General features: G+C 61.9%; 14 protein-coding genes. 8 read left to right on the forward strand and 6 right to left on the reverse strand.

Features of this window, described 5'->3' with window-relative positions; all coding sequences use genetic code 11:
* The first annotated feature begins 34 nt into the window (after positions 1-34).
* The 5 genes from GX444_06955 (at position 35) to GX444_06975 (ending at position 8250) form a co-directional block, all read left to right on the forward strand.
* Positions 35-1036, forward strand: a complete 1002-nt coding sequence (locus GX444_06955; GenBank protein ID NLH48326.1) for a hypothetical protein — start codon at positions 35-37, stop codon at positions 1034-1036.
* Positions 1037-1371: 335 nt separating this feature from the next.
* Complete coding sequence (locus GX444_06960; protein NLH48327.1) at positions 1372-2949, forward strand: hypothetical protein; 1578 nt, start codon at positions 1372-1374, stop codon at positions 2947-2949.
* A gap of 113 nt (positions 2950-3062) precedes the next feature.
* Entirely contained in the window at positions 3063-5804 is a 2742-nt protein-coding gene (locus GX444_06965; GenBank protein ID NLH48328.1) for an MMPL family transporter, read from the forward strand.
* 224 nt (positions 5805-6028) lie between these two features.
* Positions 6029-6655: a flavodoxin gene (locus tag GX444_06970; protein ID NLH48329.1), complete on the forward strand. Its 627-nt coding sequence runs from the start codon at positions 6029-6031 to the stop codon at positions 6653-6655.
* Between the two features lie 50 nt (positions 6656-6705).
* Positions 6706-8250 carry a hypothetical protein gene (locus GX444_06975; protein ID NLH48330.1) on the forward strand — a complete coding sequence of 515 codons (1545 nt, stop codon included), beginning with the start codon at positions 6706-6708 and terminating at the stop codon, positions 8248-8250.
* Positions 8251-8262: 12 nt separating this feature from the next.
* Here the strand turns inward: GX444_06975 and GX444_06980 are convergent, their stop codons facing one another.
* Complete coding sequence (locus GX444_06980) at positions 8263-9207, reverse strand: SGNH/GDSL hydrolase family protein (protein NLH48331.1); 945 nt, start codon at positions 9205-9207, stop codon at positions 8263-8265.
* Positions 9208-9314: 107 nt separating this feature from the next.
* Here GX444_06980 and GX444_06985 point away from each other — a divergent pair, with 107 nt between their 5' ends.
* Positions 9315-10838, forward strand: a complete 1524-nt coding sequence (locus tag GX444_06985; protein NLH48332.1) for a M28 family peptidase — start codon at positions 9315-9317, stop codon at positions 10836-10838.
* An 18-nt stretch (positions 10839-10856) separates the two neighbouring features.
* On the opposite strand, the gene GX444_06990 is transcribed toward GX444_06985, so the two are convergent.
* On the reverse strand, positions 10857-13166 hold the full coding sequence (locus tag GX444_06990) for a hypothetical protein (GenBank protein ID NLH48333.1): 2310 nt from the start codon (positions 13164-13166) through the stop codon (positions 10857-10859).
* Between the two features lie 239 nt (positions 13167-13405).
* Here GX444_06990 and GX444_06995 point away from each other — a divergent pair, with 239 nt between their 5' ends.
* Positions 13406-13663, forward strand: coding sequence for a DUF4236 domain-containing protein (locus tag GX444_06995; protein ID NLH48334.1), 258 nt, complete (start codon positions 13406-13408; stop codon positions 13661-13663).
* An 18-nt stretch (positions 13664-13681) separates the two neighbouring features.
* The gene (locus tag GX444_07000; protein NLH48335.1) at positions 13682-13981 is read left to right on the forward strand and encodes a hypothetical protein; all 300 of its coding nucleotides are present in this window, start codon (positions 13682-13684) and stop codon (positions 13979-13981) included.
* Positions 13982-14002: 21 nt separating this feature from the next.
* Here the strand turns inward: GX444_07000 and GX444_07005 are convergent, their stop codons facing one another.
* The 4 genes from GX444_07005 to GX444_07020 form a co-directional block, all read right to left on the reverse strand.
* Complete coding sequence (locus GX444_07005) at positions 14003-15160, reverse strand: MFS transporter (GenBank protein NLH48336.1); 1158 nt, start codon at positions 15158-15160, stop codon at positions 14003-14005.
* Between the two features lie 18 nt (positions 15161-15178).
* Positions 15179-18262 carry an efflux RND transporter permease subunit gene (locus GX444_07010; protein NLH48337.1) on the reverse strand — a complete coding sequence of 1028 codons (3084 nt, stop codon included), beginning with the start codon at positions 18260-18262 and terminating at the stop codon, positions 15179-15181.
* A complete protein-coding gene (locus tag GX444_07015) occupies positions 18259-19398 on the reverse strand; it encodes an efflux RND transporter periplasmic adaptor subunit (protein ID NLH48338.1) in 1140 nt (379 codons plus the stop codon). The genes GX444_07010 and GX444_07015 overlap by 4 nt, the downstream gene beginning before the upstream one ends.
* A gap of 102 nt (positions 19399-19500) precedes the next feature.
* Positions 19501-20340, reverse strand: a complete 840-nt coding sequence (locus GX444_07020; GenBank protein NLH48339.1) for a zinc-dependent peptidase — start codon at positions 20338-20340, stop codon at positions 19501-19503.
* Positions 20341-20636 lie beyond the last annotated feature (296 nt).

The raw sequence follows: 20636 nt of genomic DNA on the forward strand, positions 1-20636 counted from the left end.
TTCCGGCGCCACGCTGGCCACTGCCAAATACGGCGTGGCCTGCGCCGCTTACGACGGTTACCTCTATGCGCTCGGCGGCACTCCCGACGGCAGCACTAGTCTGACCGACAACGCCATTTACGACATCGATGGTAATTCCTGGTCCACCGGCACCGCGATCCCGTACGGCTTCATGTGGGGCGCCGCGACGGCACTGGCCGACGGAACGATCTGGATCGCCGGCGGGTACACCACGTTCGGCACCGAACTTGCCACCGTTGAAATTTATGATATCGCCGGCAACAGTTGGTCGGCGGGCACCTCGCTGAACACCGGCCGCGCCGGCCTCGGTCTGGCTACCGACGGCGAGACAGTCTATACCTACGGCGGCGGTTGGTACACTTATCTGACCACGGTCGAGTATTACGACGACTCCAAGGGTTCCTGGGTCGCCTTCAGCGATCTGCTCAACACCGGCCGGCGGACTTTCGGCTTTGATTTCGGCAGCGGCTTCATGGTGGCGATCGAAGGCTACAACGGCTCCTATTCGAACGCCTTTGATTATTATGCCTTCGAGCCCACGGTCGCCTCGATCAACCCGCCTTCCGGCGAGACCGACGATGCGGCCGTCGCCGTGACCATTCTGGGCACCAATTTCGTCGACGGCGAAACGACGGTGACGCTTTCCGGTCCGGTCAGCAAGGCCGATATCGAGGGCACCAACGTGGTCGTGGCCAACCCGGGTGAATTGTCCTGCGACTTCGATCTGACAGGTGCGGCCACGGGCGGTTACGACGTGGTCGTGACGACCCCGGCGGGCGAGGATACCCTCGCGGCGGGCTTCGAGGTGACTGAAGCGGCCGACGATGACGACGACGACAACGACGACAACGACACCGGCGACGACGACAACGACGACAACGACGACAACGACACCGGCGGCGACGATGACGATACGGGCGCTGACGATGACGACAACGACGATGCGGCGGCCGATGACGACAACGACAGCGGCGGCGATGATGACGATGACGACGACAGCGGTTGCGGCTGCTGATTCGTCCGGCTAAATTCGCAGAGCCTGAAAAGGCCGCCTTCACCGGCGGCCTTTTTTTTCAGGCATGGCGGATATTGCGGCGCACCGGCCGCGATCACTATCTTTTTTCGGCCAAGTCCTTCGCGGCATGTGGATTGCCTGACGAGCCGCGTACATGTTAAGCTATCCACACGGTCGGTTTATGGCCATGGCGGTTGATTGTTTTATAATATCAATGAGTTATGAAAATAGTCCGCTGTGCCGGCGGCGCCTGGTCGAACCGAGTGTTTTTTCGAATTTGGCATCTTGGACTGTAAGAGTGGTGAAGTCAGCCCAACTTCAGACAAGGGTATTTAATGCGGATTGGGTCTGAAAAAATAAAGAATTGCGCCTCGTTTTTCCTGAATGTATCGGTCTTCGCGCCGCTCGTGCTCTATTTGCTGATCAAAGTCCTCCGCATTCTCAGTATCCCCGCTTTTCTCGGCGCACTGGCGGCGATGGCGGCGCTGATCATTCTTCTCCGGTCATTTTTCATCCGGAACCCGCGCCGGCTGCAACCGATTCGCGCGGTGTCGACGATCATTTCCGTCTATTATGTATTTAAATTCACTTATCTGTATTTGGGACCCGCGGCGGTTTACACGGCGCTGCCCGCCACTGTCGCCACGGGACTCGTGTTCTTTGCTGTTCGTTCCCGGCGCTTGGCCGTCACGGTAGTCCTGGCGCTCGTCTGGGTGCTTTTAGTCGCCTTCGTCGGCGCCTACATGTGGCAATACGAGTACAGCTACTTTTTCATCTCTTTGACGTCCGGGCTTCTCCTGGCCGCGCTGGGAGTCGTTTTCCGCAAGATCACCTTGAGCGCCGCGATGATCTTGCCTTGTTGGTTGGTGGTGCCGCTCGTCTATGCCTGGGTCGCCATGCCGCATACCTGGGAAGCCGCCAAGGTCGAAGCGCAACCGGGTGTGAAGATGCTGTTTCAACGCCAGGGAAGCGGCATCTATCCGGAGCTTCGCCGGGGAGGCGTCATCACCATTATCAAAGAAAGCTGCGACGGCAAACGGCTGTTTATCGGCTATAAATCGTTGAAAAAAATGCGGGTAATTGACCGTATCGCCGGCCGGAAATTGGATTTTCCCGAAATTTGTCCGCTCGAATTCGACTTGCCGTACGATTGTAGCCTGGGAGTCGCCTACGTCAGCGATTGCGAACGGCGATCGACGATTTTCAAAGCCCGCTTGTCTGATCAACCGGCAATTTTCGCGCGATTTCCGACCCCGCTCGAGAATCTGCAATGGTTCATTCCCAACCGGGCGTTGGGAACGGGCCTGGCCAGAAATGAACACGAAATGGTGGCGATTCAGGCGAACGAATTGCATCCGGATCGCTTGCCCACCGAACCGTTTGATCTGACTTCCAATCCGGCCACGAACGAGCAAGGCGACATCGTGGTCTTGTCGCATCGTGATTCGCGCCTCCATCGCTATCGGATCAATGAGACCAATCACGGCCTGGTCGAGGTCCAATCCTCGCCGCCTTTGTCGCTTGTCGGTCCGATGGATGACAGCCACCTGATTTTCGCTCCCTCCGGACGCCTCTACCTTTCCGCCTGGAATGAAGGCGATCTGTTGGAATTCGACGCTTCCACGCTGACCGTCCTCAGGCGGCTGCCTCTGGCGCCGGGAATCCGCTTTCTTTCCATCAATCCTCGTGACGGGCTGCTTTACGTGGCGGGGCATTTCAGCAAGATGGTGTACATCGTCGATCTGGCGACCATGACCGTGAAAAGGCAGGTTTTCGTCGGTCTGTTCCCGCGGTTGGTGACTTTCTCCCAGGATGGTCTTCGGGCCTACGTGCCCAGTGCCGCCGGGGGGATCGTCATGGATTTGCCTACCATCCTGCCGCCGCCGCTCGGCGGCGCGGCAAACGCCAATTAATGCGAATTTAGGTTGATTTTTCGCTGCGGGCGAGGGGAGCGGCGAAAGCCCCGGTCGGGCGCGGCGATTTTTTCGATTGAAAAAAGGGGCTCCCTTCGTTAACATCCGCGCCCATGCTGCGCGACAAGTTTTACAATTTCCTTTCGAAATGCGCCACGACCACCATCGGCTGGTGGGTGATCGGCATTGCCTTGGCGATGACCCTCGTCTCCGCTTTTTTGATGACGCGGCTGCCCATTCTGACGACCCGCGAAGGGATGGTGGATTCCAAGCTGGCGGTGCAGAAGCGGTACCTTGAATTTTCCAAGGATTTCGGCGCCCAGAACCAGTTGGTGATTCTGCTGGAAGGCGACCCGGTCGTGACCCGGGCCGCGGCGACGGATCTGGCCGAAGCGTTGTTGCGCGATCCGCAGTGGGTCAAGAACGTTTTCTACCGGCTCGATCTGGCGACCATGAGGAAATCCGGGCTCTATTATCTGTCCGTCGACGAACTGCAAAAAATGGCGGCGGGCTTGCGCGATTACCAGCCATTGCTCAGCCGGGCGCTCGGCGAGGGCACCTGGAACGGACTGTTGGCGGCGCTGGAAACCGAATCCGCCCGGCTTTCAACGACCGACGTTGCCGATAAAAAAGCCATGCTGAACGGCCTCGAGATCTTCGATCTCTTTTTGGCGGAATGGCAGCAGTATCTGGAAACGCCGGCAACGGCCAAGCTCGACCTCGGCGAAAAGACCTTCGCGCAATTGGTCGCCAAGTTCGGCGATTCGCGCGCCGACGAACAAGGGTATCTGATCGGCAATCAAGGGCGGATGAAGATCCTGTTCGTCCAGCAGTCCCAAAGCATCGACAACACCGAGTACGTCGTGCCGCTCATGAAATACGCGCGGGCGACGGCGGCCGACGTCTTGAAGAAGTATCCCGGCGTCACGGTCGGCTTTACCGGCTGGCCGGTCTCGATCGAAGAGGAGATCGGCCTGGTGAAAAGCGATATCGCCATGGTCGGGATCGTCGCGCCGATCATCATTTTTCTGATCGTCTGGGCCGCGGCACGGTCGTTCCATCGCACGCTGCTGATGTTCGTTCCGGTGCTGCTCAGCGTGGTCTGGAATTTCGGCGTCACGTATTTCACCATCGGCCACCTGAATTACCTGACCTCGGGTTTCGTCGGCATTCTCTTCGGCCTGGGCATCGACTACGGCGTCGTCTTCATCCGGCGTTTCGACGAGGAGATCGCCCTGGGGCGCACCACGGCCGAGGCGACGCACAACACCCTGACCAACGTGGGGCAGAGCGTCGGCAGCGGCGCCGCGGCGACGATCACCGCCTTCTTCGCCATCGGCTTCACCGACCAGCCCGCTTTTTCCGACCTGGGCATCGTGGCCGGTTCCGGCATCCTGTGCGCCTTGGTGGCTTCCTTCTTCGTGCACCCGGCGCTGGTGGCGCATTTTCCGCCGAAGGCCGATCCCAAGGACATGGCCCGGCTGGCGGAGTCGCGGGTGTTGCGGCGCGCGGGCGAACGCGTTTTGCGGCGCCCCTTGATCCTGGCCGTGGTGATTCTCGTCGCGGTCCTGGCGGCGCTGACCCAGATTCCCCGCCTGCGCTTCGACTACAACCTGAACAATTTGCTGGCGGTCAACAGCGAAGCCGTGCGCGTCGGCGATCGGCTCGAACAGGCGACGCCCTATAAAACGCAATTCGTGTCGGTGATCGCCGACGACCTCGAGCAGATCCGCCGCCTGCAAAAGGAACTCGAAGGCAAAGCGACGGTGTCGCGGGTGGAATCGATCGCCATGCTGCTGCCGCCGGATCAGGAAGAGAAAAGGCGGCTGCTGTCGGAAATGGCGAAAATCGTCGCGACCATTCCCGTAAAAACCGCGCCGCCGACGCCCGCGATCGCCGCCTTGCGCGAGCGGGTGACGAAATCGATCAAGCGTCTGGAAACCGCCCAGGAAGACGCCTTCGGCAGCGGGCTGACCGATCTGGTGGCGAGCCTGGACCGCCTGCTCAAACGCTTCGCGGCGATCGACGCGGCGTTGGCCAGACCCGACGCGGCGGCCAATCAGGCGGCGTTTGAAACGGCTTTTTTCACGACGGTCGCGCAAGCCCGCGACGAATTGCTGGCGATGATGCAAGCGCCGCCGATCACCCTGGCGACGCTCGATCCGCAGATGAAAGAGCGGTTCATCGGCCAGAGCGGCCGCTTCTCCACGATGGTTTTCCCCCAAAAGGAATTGTGGGACATAACCTTTCTGGACCGGTTCGTTGGCGACGTTCAACAGGCGGCCGAGGCCGTTTTCGGCAATGAGGAAGGGCCCAAGCGCATCACCGGCTTCGGCGTCGTCTACCAGGTGACGAGCCGCATGATTCATCGCGGTTTCGTCACGGCTTCGTGGATGGCGGGAATCATCATCTTCCTGCTGATCCTGGTGGATTTTAAAAACCTGCGGGATGTGCTGTTAACCATGTTCCCGCTGATCACGGCCATCGTTCTGTCGCTGGGCCTGCTCGGCGCGCTGGGCGTCAACCTCAACATGGCCAACCAACTGTTTTTGCCCATCCTGATGGGCATCGGCATCGATTACGGCATCTTCATGATCCACCGCTGGCGGGAGCCGGACGGCGCGGACCTCGGCCGCTTGATCGCCACCATGGGCAACGCGCTTTGGCTGGCCGCGGCGACCGCGGTCGCCGGTTTCGGCTCGCTGGTTTTCGCGCATCACCGCGGCATGATTTCCTTCGGCTGGATTCTGGTTTTCGCCATCACCGTCACCATGATCATCGCCATCTTCGGCTTGCCGACGATGATCAAATCGTTGCGACTGGATAACCGGAAGAAGCCGGACCTTTCCAAATAATTCGCAATCAAGTATTTTCCCTAACAAACTGGTAAAAAAGGCCGTCCTGGCCTTTTTCAATCGCGCTCAACAAAAAGCGTGGTTTTTGTTTCACTTCATTTTCGGCAACTTCGGAAATTGCCGAAAGTGGCGATCCATCCATGGATCGCACGCCGGGTGTTTTTCAACACCCTGCTAATTAAATTCAGGGTGGGCCGCCCGGTTGGTTTCGCGGAGACCGGTAAATGACGACATTGCTCCTGGTGCTGGGCTCGTTGGCCGCGATCGTGATCGTCCCGGCGCTGCTCATGACCTATGCCATCAAAGGCGGGAAGCCGGGCATCGCCCGACCGGCGGAGACCTTCGGCGCGACCGGGAAGAAAGTGCTGGTTGCATACGCGACCAAGGCCGGCTCGACGGGCGAGGCGGCGTTGCTGATCGGCCGTGCGATCGCCGCGCGGGGCGCGGTGGTCGACGTCAAACCCGTCGCCGAAGTCGAAACGATCGCGAATTACGAGGCCTTCGTCCTGGGCACCGCCATTCGAGCGGGCCAACCCGTTCCCGAGTTTCTCAACTTCATCAAGCGGCACGCGGCCGGGTTTGGCGGGAAGCCGGTGGCGGTTTTTCTGCTCTGTATGACGCTGTTGAAGGATACGCCGGAAAACCGCGCGACCGTCGCGACCTACTTCGCGGCCGTGCGCAAGCGGATCCGCCCACGGCACGAAGGCTGTTTCGCGGGTCGGATGGATTACTCGCGCCTCAATCCGCTGGCGCGGTGGGCGGCGCGGGATCTGGTGAAAGTGCCGGAAGGCGATTTTCGGAATCGGGACGCGATGGAAATGTGGGCGAACGAGGTCTTTGAATTATTCTGACGGGTCAACGGTTTCGGGTCGATTCGCCTGAAACCGCCGAGGAGTCAACCATGCGTTTCTATTTTCGACTGCTGCTTTTGTTGCCGCTGCTTTTCGTCGTCGGCTGTGCCGCCGGCGATGACGATGACGATAACGGCCAGGACAACCAGACGGACGATGACGACGACGCCTCTCCGGCCGACGACGACGCGGGCGATGATACGCCCGACGACGACACCCCGGACGGCGAGCCGCTCTACGCGGCGGCGGGAACGGCCGTCCTCACGCCGACCGCGGCCAATCACCCCGAAACGATTTATCTCGGCGGTATCATCCCGTCGCGGATCGGGACCGGCGTGCACGACGACCTGACGGCGACCGCTTTGGCCTTGAAGCAGGGCGATCGCACGCTGATGCTGGTCAGCCTCGATTTTCTCGGCTTCTCCCGCTCCCGGACCCGTGAAATTCAGGAGCGCGTGACGGCCGAAGGTTTGGCAAAAGAGAATATTCTCATCGCGTCGACGCACACGCACGAAGGGCCGGACACGCTCGGCGTTTTCGGGCCCAATGTCTTCACCAGCGGTGTTTCGCCCGAGTACATGGCGTTCGTGCAGGATGCCATCGTGGCGCTGATCGACGACACCTGGGAAAAGCTGGAGCCGGTGACGATGACCGCGGCCACGACGACGATCGACGATCCGCTTTCGAATTACCCGACGCTGATGGCCGATTTCCGCGAGCCGCAGTTGACGGTCGGCTGGCTGTCGGCAGCGCAGTTCATCGGCCTGGACGGCATTCCCGTCGCCACGTTGGTCAACTGGCACGCGCATCCCGAGGTGATGATCGAATCCACGCTGGTCAGCGCCGATTTTCCGGGTTACCTGCGCCAGCGGGTGCGGGACCGCGTGGGCGGCGAATGCGTTTACATCTCCGGCGCGCTCGGAGGCCTGGCCACGCCCACGGGCGTCGACGTGCCGGCGCGCGATGAAAACGGCGATCCGGTGCTGGACGAAGATCAGCAGCCGGTCTATCTGCAGGAAGGCACATGGGACAAAGCTCGCAGCCTGGGCTTCGTGCTCGCGGATCTGGCGCTCGGGGCCCTGGAGACCGCGTCGCCGGTCGAATCGCCGGTGTTGGAAGTGCAGGTGGAACAATTGTTGAGCCCTGTGAAGAGCCTGCTGTTCATCATGGGGTTCCTGATCCACCTGCTGGAATTCGACGCGCAGGATGTGGTGAAGGATCAGCCGGACATTTGCGGCTGGTTCGGCTGCGTGGACGATCGCCTGGGCATGGTCCGGCTCGGCCCGCTGGCGCTGATCACCTCGCCGGGCGAAACCTTCCCCGAAACCCTGATCGGCCGCGAGGCGAGCGATTACGATTACGGCGATCCGTGGGGTGTCTTTCATTTCCCGGCCATGACCGGAATTTTGTCCTCGATGAACGCCGAGGTTCCGATGCTGATGTCTGTCTGCGGCAATGAGGTCGCCTATTTGATTCCGGAAAGCGATTATCACCCGTACGGTCACCCCGATCATTACGAGGAAGACCTTTGTTTCGGCCGGCAAAACGAGGAAATCTATCGGCAGGCGGCGATCAAGCTGCTCGAATCGAAATGAAATCGGCCGGGCTTAGCCTTCCGGCGCGGGTCGGCGGGCGGGGCTGACCGATAAAAGCGACTGAACGCAGCCGGCGAGGTGCGCGGCGAAGGCGGCGTATCCCCGGTCGTTCGGATGCCAGTCATCCTGGCTGAGGTACCCCATCGCCCGCCAGTAATCGGCGGCGGGCGGCGGCGCGCAGACGGGCAGCCCGTTTTCCTGGCCAAAAGCCGCGATGGTCGAATTGGCCAGGCTTTCGTGATATTGCCCGAAGACGGCGGTCTTGCCATCAGCGCGCAGCAGCGCCGTGATATTCCCCAAATCGGCACGCAGCCATTGGTCGAGGAATCGCGTTTCGGTTTGATCCGGATCGTCCGTTTCGGAAGGCGCGGAAAGCGACCCGCCGAAGAGGCTTCTTTTGAGAAGCACGAAAAGAGTGCCAACGCGAGAACGTTCCAGTTGCGCGACAATTTTTCGCCGGTCGAACGCCGGCAGGTCGTTTTTTTGCAAAAAAGTGGCATTGCGATAATGCCAGGGGTTGTTGTGGCCGATCACCACGACGAATAAATCGGGAAGACGGGCGGCCGTCGTCAAATCATTTTTCAGTTGGGCGAGCATTTGCGAGGAACTTTGCCCGGGCACGGCGCGCTTGAGCACCTGGATTTTTCGGTCCGGATTTTGTTTCCGCAGATAGCGTTCCAATTGCGCCGGATAGGAAAACGCCGTTTTATCCGAGGCGCCGATGCCGTAGGTATAGCTGTCGCCGTAACAAGCGACGAGAATGTCCGGCGATCCTTGAAACGCCGGGGTGTCGAGCATCTCCGGCGCCACGATGGACCCGTAAATTCTCAGCCCGATCTCGACCGCCACAAGGACGATCAACAGGCCGAACAGCACGGCAAGGAACCGGAACAGACAGCGTTTCCACCTGACGCGCCGATCGAAACCGAAATGTTTTTTACCTGGCAAAAGGTCCATCGAGCGGCAGTTTTTCCGATTTGTCCGGGGTTGTCCAGCGGTTGTTCGCCGCACCGGGCGAATGGTATCTTTTTCGGCGCCGACGGATTGTCGAGGAGGGATGGAGCATGACCGCACGTGGCACCTGGGAAGAGACGACCGCTACCAGCACGGCCGGGACGCTGGCGAGTATCGTTCGCCGTCTGCCGGGAATCTGGGCCGCTCGCCGCCGGGCGCGACAACTCGCGGCCGGCCTGCCGGTTCACTCCGGTCCGCCGGCGCTGCCGGATTTGCCGCTCCTTGAATCGTGGCTGCGGGGCATCTGCCGGACGCCGCACCGCCGGCCGGGCACGCCGGAAGGCCGGCAGGCCGAAGAATGGGTGGCCGACCGGTTGCGCGAATTCGGGCTCGCGGACGTAACCCTCGACCCGATTCCGATCGAGGTCTGGACGGCGGACCGCTGGTCGCTGACGGTCGGCGGCCGGGTCATCCCGAGTTTTTTCATTGTCAACACGGCCTTCACCGGCGACGCCGGCCTTGCCGCGCCGCTGGTTTACGTCGGCACGGGAACCGCCGCGGATTTCGCGGGCACGGAGGTCGGCGGCAAGATCGTCGTCGCCGACGTGCCGTTCCCGCGCATGCCCACCGGGCTCTTGATGAAGGTTCTACGCGCCAGCTACGCGCTTTCCGATCCCGATCGCGTGATTTCACCCTGGTCGTCTCAATACCTCAATTTCGTGCGTCAGAACTTCATCGGCGGCGCGGCATCGGCCGCGGCGGCGCCGGCGAAGGATGTGTATTGGCAGGCGGTGCGACAGGGCGCGCGCGGCGTTTGTCTGATCTTGCGCGACCAGCCGTCGAATTCGAACACGCATTACGGCCCCTATGACGGCGTCATGAAACCGCTTCCCGGTTTGTGGATCGGCAAGGAGGATGGCGTCGAATTGCGCACGCTGGCCCGGCAAGGCGCGCCGGCCGTGCTGACCCTCGCGGGGCGGCAGGAACCGGGGACCATGCGCAACGTGTGGGGTGTCTTACCCGGCCGGTCCGCCGAAACGATTCTGCTCACCTCGCACCACGACAGCCCGTTCAAAGGCGTGGTGGAAGACGGGGCGGGCGTGACGCAGGTGCTTGCGCAGGCGTGGGCTTGGGCGCAAGTGCCGCCGGAAGACCGGCCGAAAACCCTGGTTTTCGTCGTGGATGCCGGCCATTTTTACGGTTCGCAGGGCGCGCACGAATTCGCCCGCCGGCACGCCGACCTCATGAAGCGGACGCGGATTCTGATCACCCTCGAGCACCTCGGCGGCAAGGAAGTGACGGAGCGGGCGCACCGCTATGTCGAAACCGGCCTGCCCGCGTTGACGGTGATGTTCACCTCGGCCGAGCCGACGACCGTCGCGTCGGTCGTGCGCGCGCTGCATGCCGCGCCGGCCCGGCGCACCGCCGCGATCCCGTCGGACCTGATCGCTCCCGTGCCGACTTCCGACGCCTCGGGGTACGTCGTCGAGGCGGGCGTCCCGGTCATTTCGTGGATCGGCTGCCCGTACTATCTGCTGGACGAGAACGATACGCTGGAGATGGTCGAGCGCGGGGATCTGGTGCCGATCTGCCGCACCGTGACCGAATTGGTCAAAATCCACCAGGCGCTGTGACGGGCGCGCCGGTCCTCGTCAGGGGCGCGGTTCGCCGGTAAAGCCCGCCGGGAAGGACGCCAGCCAGACGGCCTTGGAATGCGCCAGGCCGAAATACACCGTCGATCCCAAAACCGCCGCCGCAACGGACTCGTCGAGCAAATAGCCCGAATCGATCGATATTGGTTGCCACATTTCGCCGTCGCGGAAGAAATACCAGACATGTTCACTGCCGGTGGCGCCCAGGTGCGGTTCGCCGGTGCCCGCCACCGCGACGGTCGAATATTCCAATCCCGCTGCGGCGACCATTTCGGACGACAATTCGCCGTCGATCAGGCTGCCCAGTTTCAGGCTGCCGGCGCCCGTCAGATGGCTGACGAAAACTCCGCCGTCGCCGGATACCGCGATGTCCGGGTCGATGCCGCTGGTGAGGCTCGGATCGAATTGTCTGGTTTCCCAGTCGCCGGTCTCGTTGGTGAGGTACTTCACGGTCGTAATGGAGTACGGGTAAAGATAGGAAGGCAGGGCGAGCCGGTAAGCGATGTGCAGATACCCCTGCGAATCCGCGGCCACGACCTTTTCCAGGATGTCCAAACCAGGGATTTCATCCAGCAGGGTCGTTTCCCAGTCGCCGGTTTGATTGGTGGCATACATCAATTGATGACCGCCGACCGAGTAGACGACGTGGGCCGCCCCCGCCGCATCGACGGCGATCGCCGGCTCGGTATGGTTGTAAATCCCCTTTTCAACGGTTTGGCCGGCGAGGATGTTTTCGATGATCCACGATCCCGTTTTGTTGCTGGCGTACCAGAGTTTGGAATTCTGGTGATCGCCGAGCACGGCATGAACAAAACCGTCGGCGTCCGTCGCCATGTCCACGATACCCGACTGGCCGACCGAGTCCAGCAGGGTTTCGATGTGCCAACTGCCTCCCTGGCGGACGGCATAGCGCCATTCGGCGACCGGCTCGCGCAAGTAGGTCAGGTGCCGACGACGTTGGCCGTCCACGGCTAGCGCGACGTTGGAGTCGACCATCCCGAAATCCGCCAGCGTCACGAACCGCCAATCCTTGCCGATCGGGTTGGTCGCGTACCGAAGGGTGCCCTCGACCATCAGGCTGAGGTGCAACTGCCCGGATGCGTCCCTGGCCAATGAGGGGTAGAAATCGGTGCCGTATTCGTACTCCGGCGCGGTCGCGGTGGCGATCATTTCCCGCTCCCAGGACGCCGCCGGCCGGGTGATGTGATAGAGCTGACTTTTCGGAGAGCCGTTTCGGCCGGCGATCAAATGCGGTTTGTCCTGGTCGTCCAGCAGCAAGGCCAGGGAGTTGGTCGATTCCATATCGTTGTAAACGACCTCCGTTTGCCAGCCCTGCGGCCCGCGCACGGCGTAACCGATCACCCGTCGATTGTCGTTGGCGGAAGCGACGTGCGGATGGCCGGCGCTGTCCACGGCGATCGCCATCTGCGGCTCGACGGAATAGGAGGGGTCGTCGAGGATTTTCTCCATTTGCCAGTTGCCGCCGGCATTGGTGACGTAATGGTAACTGTCGACGGATTCGTTGCGGCGATAATAGGCGAGGTGGGCCTTACCTTGTCGGTCCAGCGCCAGTACGGGGTCGGCGCCCCACAGGTTGTCGGCCGGTTCGATCCATTCCACTTCCCAGGCGCCGGTGGTGTTTTGGGCGTAATACAACTGCCGGTTGCTGACGAAGCAGGCGTGGATAAAACCTTCGGCATCCAGCGCCAGATCGGGAGTGTAGTGACTAAGGGTGTCGTCGTTCCGGATCGGTTCGGTGACCCATTCGCCCGAAGCGTCGGTGGCGTAGCGGACCTGGCCGTGGCGCACGTCGAGGAAGACGACGTGCAAATGCCCCGCGGCGTCCGCGGCCATCGCCGGGCTTGGCCCGCGCGCCGTTTCGTCGATCGCGATTGCCGCGGTTTTGCCGTCGGGGAAGCATCGATAAACGACCGGCATGGCGCCACGGATCGTGGCGACCGCCGCCGCCCCACCGGGCAGGAGCGCCAGATGGGTTTGCGAATAGCTACAGCCGCCGTCGATCAGCTCGATCCCTAAGCTGTCGACGACAGTGTCGTCGTTGTCGTCATTGTCGTTGTCGTTGTCGTCGTCATCGTTGTCGTCGTCATCGTTGTCGTTGTTGTCATCGTCGACATCATTGTCATTGTCATCGTTATCGTCGTTGTCGTCGCCATTATCGTCGTTGTCGTCGTCGTTCCCGTCGTTGTGGTCGTCATTGTTCTGATCAACGCAAGCCGCAGCGAAAAGCGACATCAGAACGAACATCGAGGTCAGGAAAAGAAGGAATGGTTTTAAATGCATCGCGGACATGGCGCACTCCTCGCGCATTTGGTGTCCCCCCAGTGAGCGGGAACAGCAATCAACTTTCCAAATGTTGTCTCCCGAATTTGCCTGAACGACTGAGCTTCTCTTCAAATAGTATTTCGCCGATTGGAAATCTTGTCAAACGGGTGGGAGTCCGGCGGGGGCCGAGGCCGAAAGGCCGACGGGTCGCCAATATGGTGGCGGTCCGCCGATTTTGCTAGAATCGCGCGCAAAGGAGCAAGGCCATGGGATTTTATTACCGCAAATCGGCCAATCTCGGGCCGTTTCGGCTGAACGTCAGTAAGTCGGGACTCGGCTTTTCGGTCGGCGGCAGGGGATTCCGGTCGGGCGTTTCCTCCACGGGGCGAAAGTACACGTCGATGAGTTTGCCGGGAACCGGCCTGCGCTATGTCAAATACCACGGGAAATCATCCACCGGATGCCTGCTGCCCGTGCTGGTCTTTTTAACGGTCGTCGCGATGGCGTTCTGGTTTATCCGATAACGAGCAAGGAGAAGGCCGATGCATTTCGACATCATGCGCGTTTTGCGGACCCCTCATTCGGAGCGTTTCGTGCTGCAGCGGGAAGGTCGGGACGCGGCCGGCGTCGACCTGCATTATCTGGTCGGCGGCGTCGTCGCGGGCACCGTTTCGATCTTCCACGACGCGGGCATCGGCGATAACGACGTCCCGGCCGTGCTGGCCTTCATCGACGAGTCGCTGTTGCCCGAAGCCAGCATCGCCGAAGGCAACATCCATTTCACCGTGATCATCGGCAATGTTCTAGGCAGCTTCTCGGCCGAGGCGCCGGCCGGGCAATGACGATCGAATGATCCGCTCGACTCACTTCGCCGCCGCGCGATCCAACGGCCCAGCCAGCAGCGCGACGACGGCGCACGGCAGGGCGGCGGAAAACATCGCCAGGCGGAAACCGACCCAATCGGCGGCCGGGCCGACGAGGTAGGGGAAAAACATCGCGCCCACCGTCGCGGCGAGGTATCCCAGCGAGAAGACCACGCCCGAAAACCAGGCGGGGAAACGGCCCACGTAGCTGGCGATGAGCGGAAAAATCGCCGCCGACGCCAACCCCGTCACGAAGCAGAATCCTTCCGAAACCCAGCGCCAGGGCGACAATGATACCGCCGCGATGCCCAGCGCCATGAGCCAACCGGCGGCGCTGATCAGGCCGGTGGTGCGGAACCGTCCCATCAGGCGCACGGCGCCGAACCGGCCGACCGTCAAACCCAGCCAGAAGAGCGAAACCGTCAAGCCGGCGCGCGAGGCGCGCGAGGCGAAGATGTCGATCTGAAATTTCGCCAGCCAGACGTTGAAGATGTTTTCGGCGCCGACGTACAGCCACAGCGCCAGCAGGATCACCAGCACCAGCCGCGGGTTCGCGCGGCGGATTTCGGCGAGCTGGCGCGGGCGGACGTTTTGCCGGTTGGGAATGTCGGGCAGCGTTGTCGTCAGGTAGTAGACGAGCAAAACCAGCGACAGGATTCCTTCGCCGATCAGCACGCCGCGCCAGGAGACGCCGCGGGTCAGCGCCTGCCCGATGACCACCGGCGTGGCCAGTACGCCGATCGCGAAAAAGCCGTTGATCAGGCCCAGGGGTCGTTCGGCCGACGGCTTGATCAACGAGGTGACGCACATCCCCGGGTAGATGGCCGGAAAGCCGTACCCGAAACCGATCAGCGCGTAACAGGCCGTCAGCGACCGCAGGCTGTCGGCCGCGCCGCCGGCCAGAAAAAGCCCCAGCCCCTGCGCCGCGATGCCCAGCATCAGGGTCGCCTTCGACGACAGTTTTCCCAGGACGAAATTGATCGCCAGGATCGCCACGCACATGCCGCCGAAAAACATCAGCGACAACAAGCCGCCTTGGGCGCGGTCGGCGCCGAAATCGCGCAGCACGGCGTCGAGCAGCGGCCCGAGCGAGATCATCACCATGCCGGCGGTGGCGGCGGTCGGGTAGAAGGGTCGGATCGAAGGTTGCCGGGTCATGAAGTGGAGTTCTTTCCGTCAGGCGGTTGGTTTGAGTTTTCGGCTGAAACGCTGTTCCAGGCGATCGAAATACGTGTAGAACACCGGCGTGACGTAGAGCGTCACGAACTGCGAAAACGCCAGGCCGCCGACGACGGCCAGACCCAAAGGCTGGCGCGCTTCGCCGCCGGCGCCGAAGCCCAGGGCGATCGGCAGCGTGCCCACCAGCGCGGCCATCGTGGTCATCATGATCGGCCGGAAGCGGACGCTCGCCGCGTGCCGGATGGCTTCGGCGGCCGTGCGCGTGCCGTCCTGCCGCGCCTCGATGGCGAAATCGATCATCATGATCGCGTTCTTTTTGGCCACGCCGATCAGCATGATGATCCCCACCAGTCCGTAGACGTTCAGGTCGATGCCGAACAGCCACAGCGTCAGCAGGGCGCCGAACCCGGCGAACGGCAGGCCGGAGAGAATCGTCAGCGGGTGAATGAAGCTTTCGTACAAAATCGCCAGCACCATGTAAATCACCGCGACGGCCAGCATGAGTAGCAGGCCGAGGCTGCTTTGCGAACCCTTGAAGGCTTGCGCCGATCCGGAGAACGAGGCGGTGATGTTCGCGGGCAGCGTCTGCCGGGCGAGCCGTTCCACTTCGGCGGTCGCCTGCGAGAGCGACACGTCCGCGGGCAGGTTGAAGGAAATCGTCGCCGAAGGGATTTGGCCGGAGTGGTTGATCGAGAGCGGGCCGACCCCGTTCTCCAGCGTGGCCAATTCCGCGAGCGGCGTCATCGCCCCGGTGGTCGAGCGCACGTAAAACAGTTCGAGCGCCGCCGCGTTTTGCTGGTATTCGGGCTGCACTTCCAGAATGACCCAGTATTGATTGGTCGGCGTGTTGATCGTGGTGATCTGCCGCGTGCTGAAGGCGTAGAGCAGCGTTTCCTCGATCGCCGCCGCCGAAATGCCCAGGGCCGACGCCTTGTCGCGGTCGATCTTCAGCGTCACCTGCGGGTTCTTCAGCGACAAATCTGAGGAAATGTCCTGCAACAAGGGCGATTCGCGCAGGGCCCGTTCCAGCGCGGCCGTCGCGTTGTACAGCGCCGCGGTGTCGGTGCTTTGCAGCGTGTATTGATAGAGCGCCTTGCTGATGCGCCCGCCGATGTTGATCGAGGGCGGATTGACCAGGTACACGCGCAGTCCCGGCACGGCCGCCAGCTTGGGCCGCAACGAATTGATCACCTGGTCGGCGGTCAGGGTACGCTGCTCGCGTGGTTTCAGGCGGATGAAGAACCGGCCGCTGTTGGTGGCCCCGCCGCCGCCGCCGGAACCGACCGACGACATGAAGGAGTCGACGTTCGGGTCGCGGAGCAGAATCTCGGCGGCCTGATGCTGGCGGCGGGCCATCGCCTCGAAGGAGGTGCCCTCGGCCGCTTCGGTGGTGCCCATGATCTGCCCGGTGTCCTCGCTGGGCAGAAAGCCTTTGGGAATGATCACGCCGAAGTAAACGGTTCCCGCCAGGATGGCCGCCGAGAACAACAGCGCCAGCCGGCGGTGGCGCATCACCGCGGCGAGGGTGCGTTCGTAAAAGCGCAACAGCGCCGTCCAGCCGCGCTCGGTGAACGCGTAGACGCGGCCGTGATGGGCGAGGGCCGATTCGGCGAGGAACTGGCTGCACAGCATCGGCGAGAGCGTCAGCGAGACGACGCCGGACATCAGGATGGCGACGCTGATGGTGACGGCAAACTCGCGGAATAGGCGGCCGACGATGCCGCCCATCAGCAGCAGCGGGATGAACACGGCGACCAGCGAGATCGTCATCGAGAGAATGGTGAACTGGATTTCCCGCGCGCCGTCGACCGCCGCCTGCCGGCGGCTTTCGCCCAGCTCGCGGTGCCGCACGATATTTTCCAGCATGACCACGGCGTCGTCGACGACGAAGCCCGTGGCCAGCGTCAGCGCCATCAATGACAGGTTATCGAGGGTGTAGCCGAGGAAGTACATCACTCCGAACGTGCCGACGAGCGACAGCGGCAGCGCCAGGCTGGGAATGATCGTCGCCGAGACGTTGCGCAGAAAAACGAAAATGATGGCGATGACCAGGAAGAGGGTCAGCAGCAGGGTCAGTTTGACGTCGTGCACCGAATCGCGGATCGATTGCGAGCGGTCGAACAGGATTTCGAGGTTGACCGCCGCCGGCAACTGCGTTTTCAGCCGATCGACGGTGGTCTTCACCTGGTCGGCGACTTCCACGGTGTTGCTGCCCGGTTGGCGCTGCACGGCCAGGATGATCGCCCGCGTATCCTTGTACCACGCCGCGACCTTGTTGTTCTGAACGTCGTCGGTGACCGTCGCCACGTCCTGCAAGCGGATCAGCGCGCCGTTCTGGTAATCGATGATGATCGGCCGGAAATCAGCGGCGTTTTGCAACTGCGCGGTGGTCTCGACGGTCGTGACCTTGTCCGGCCCCCAGAGCGCGCCGGTCGGCAGGTTGGAGTTCGCCGCGCTGACGGCCGCCGCCACCTGGCTGATGCCGAGGCCCCGGGCCGCCAGCAACTTCGGATTGACCTGGATGCGCACGGCGTACTGCTGCGAACCGTAAACCGAAACCTGCGCCACCCCGTTGATCATCGAAATGTTCTGGCCGAGCATTGTCTGGCCGTATTCGTCGAGCGCCGATAGCGGCAAGGTCGCCGAACTGAGCGCGAAGAGCAGGATCGGCGAATCGGCGGGGTTGACCTTCTGGAACGTGGGCGGCGTGGTCATCGACGTGGGCAATTGGCGCGTCGCCTTGGCGATGGCCGATTGCACGTCCTGCGCCGCCGCGTCGATGTCGCGGTCCAGCGCGAATTGCAACGTGATCTGGGTCGAGCCGAGCTGACTCGTCGAGGTCATCGTGTCGATGCCGGCGATGGTCGAGAATTGTTTTTCGAGGGGCGTGGCGACCGCGGCAGCCATCGTTTCGGGACTGGCGCCGGGCAGCGAGGCGGAAACGGAGATGGTTGGAAAATCGACCACCGGCAGATTGTTCACCGGCAGGTTGACGTAGCCCAGGATGCCGAAAAACAGCAAGCCCGCCATCAAGATGAAAGTGGCGACCGGCCGGCGGATGAAGAGGCCGGTTAGGTTCATGATTTTTTCTCCGCAGGGGCCGCAGCCGGCTTGCGGACTTCCGCTTTCATGCCGGGCACCAGCCGGAGCTGGCCGTCGGTGACGACCGTTTCACCCGCTTGAACGCCTTCATCGATCGTCGTTTCGTTCTCGTGGATCGGGCCGGTTTTGACGAGGCGCAACGCCGCCTTGGACTCGGCGTCCAGCACGTAGACGTATTCGCCCTGCTGGCCGACTTGCACGGCCGCCGACGGTACGACGACCGCGCCCCGGCGAATGCCCAGTTGCAAGGTGACGTCGACGTATTGGCCGGGCCAGAGGCGTTCGTCGTCGTTGTCGAAGCGGGCCTTGAGCAGAATGCTGCCGGTTTTCGAATCGATCGCGTTGTCGATGAAAATCAACCGGCCGGCCACGGGTTCGCCGTCGTCCCTGGACGGCACCGCTAGAACCGGCACCTCGCCCCCGGCCAGGGCCGCGCGCACCGCCGCCAGATCCTTTTCGGGAATCGAAAATTGCACGTCGATCGGCCGCAGTTGGTTGATCGTCGCCAGCGCGGTGCCGTTGGCCTGCACCAGTTCGCCCTGGTTGACCAACCACCGGCTCATCCGCCCGGCGAACGGGGCGCGGATCGAGGTGAATTGCAAATCCAGCCGTGCCTTTTCGAGCGCGGCCGTTTGCGCCGCCAGCGTGGCCCGAAGAGCCAGCGCCGCCGTTTTCAGATTGTCCAGATCCTCCTGGCTGATGAATTTCTGCTGGAACAGATCCTCGCCGCGGCGCAACTGGTTTTCGGCGTTGGCCAGTTGCAGGCGCGTCTGTTCCACCGTCGCCGCGTTGACTTCCCGTTGGGCATTGAGGGAGCGCGTATCGAGCTGAAACAGCATTTGTCCCGCCGCGACTTCCTGGCCTTCGGTAAACAGGATCCGGGCGAGATACCCGCCGACCTGCGCGCGGAGGGTCGCCGACTGGATCGGCTCAACCGAACCGATGGTGTGGATTTCGATGGGCATGTCTTTGGATTCGGCGGTGGCGACGACCACCGAGGCGGGTTGTGCGGCGGGAGGGGATTTTTTTGCGCAGCCCAGGGGCGCCCACAACAGGGCCAGCAACGGCAGGATCGCCCAGCAACGCCGACAGGTGATAACTTGCTGAAATTTCATCTGAATCCTCCAAGCCGCGACATGCCGTCTTCTCGGCTCAGCTTAATCGCTCTCACCCATTCGTCAATATTGAAGAATAGACCGGCGGCGGTCCGAAAAGGTTCAGCCGTCCGCTGTTTGTTCGTCCCGGTTTTCCGGGCAGGCTGCGGCGGCGATCGCCTGTTGACGATGATATCCGGCCAGGCGCGCCGCCGTGTCTTGTTGATAGAAAAGTCGCAGTTGTTCGTACAAATCGGGATGGCAGCGCTTCAGGGCGAGCGGCCGTTCGAAAAACGCTTCCGTGACCACGGCGAAAAATTCCGCCGGGTTGGTGGCGCCGTACGAGGAGATGAGCGTTCGGCGATGATGTTCGAGATTGTCGATCAGATTTTTGTATTCTTGCGTGAAGACCCGCGCCCAGGCGCCGTACATCGACAGGCGGGGCAGGGCCGGCGTGCCGTCGTGGGCGCCGGATTCGCCGTCCAGTTGATGGGCGAATTCGTGGAAAACGACGTTGTTGCCGTCGTGCACATCGACCGCGCCCTTTTTGACGTCATCCCACGACAACACGACCTCACCGCGATGCCAGGATTCGCCCAGCCGGCCTTCATAGCCCTCCATCACCGTGCCGTCGGGCAATTTTTCGGTTTTTTTCACGAAATATTTGTGCGGATAGACCAGGATGGAGAACAGCGACGGATAGTAGTCGGTTTCGCGATGTAAAAGCAGGATGCAGGCCTGCGCGGCGATCGACACGCGGATCTCATCGGTCATTTCCAATCCGCCGAGCCCTTCGATCGTCTTTTCGTGCAGAAAAACCTGGATATGGCCCTGCAGCTCCCGCCGATCATCGGCCGAGAGAAGCCGGTAATAGGGTACCCGCTGTTCGAGGATTTCCAGCCAGGCGGCGGGAAACGGCATTTCCCGCCAACGCCGCCGCCGCCGTTTTTTTAAACCGAACATCCGAATACCTCATCTTTTTGGTGGATCCTTCGGCCGGCAAGTTTAGCATACCCGCTTTCGCCTTGCCCGACTTACTTGCCGCGACGGGATGAAAATGCGGACTCGATCCGTCGCCGGATAAACGTCGGCCGTTTGCTGTCCCTGGTTCTTCGGACTGTTTATACTTAGGCAATATGTCCCCTCAACTGTGCAGCAAAAATGTCCCCTTGGTTACGTAGAGTTCGGAGCCGAGGCCTGATAGACCCACGTCCAGTTGGTTGTTCCCTTTCGATTTTCCGTTTTGCATCGGGCTTTGA

The organism is Myxococcales bacterium (genome assembly GCA_012517325.1).
GTDB lineage: Bacteria > Lernaellota > Lernaellaia > Lernaellales > Lernaellaceae > JAAYVF01.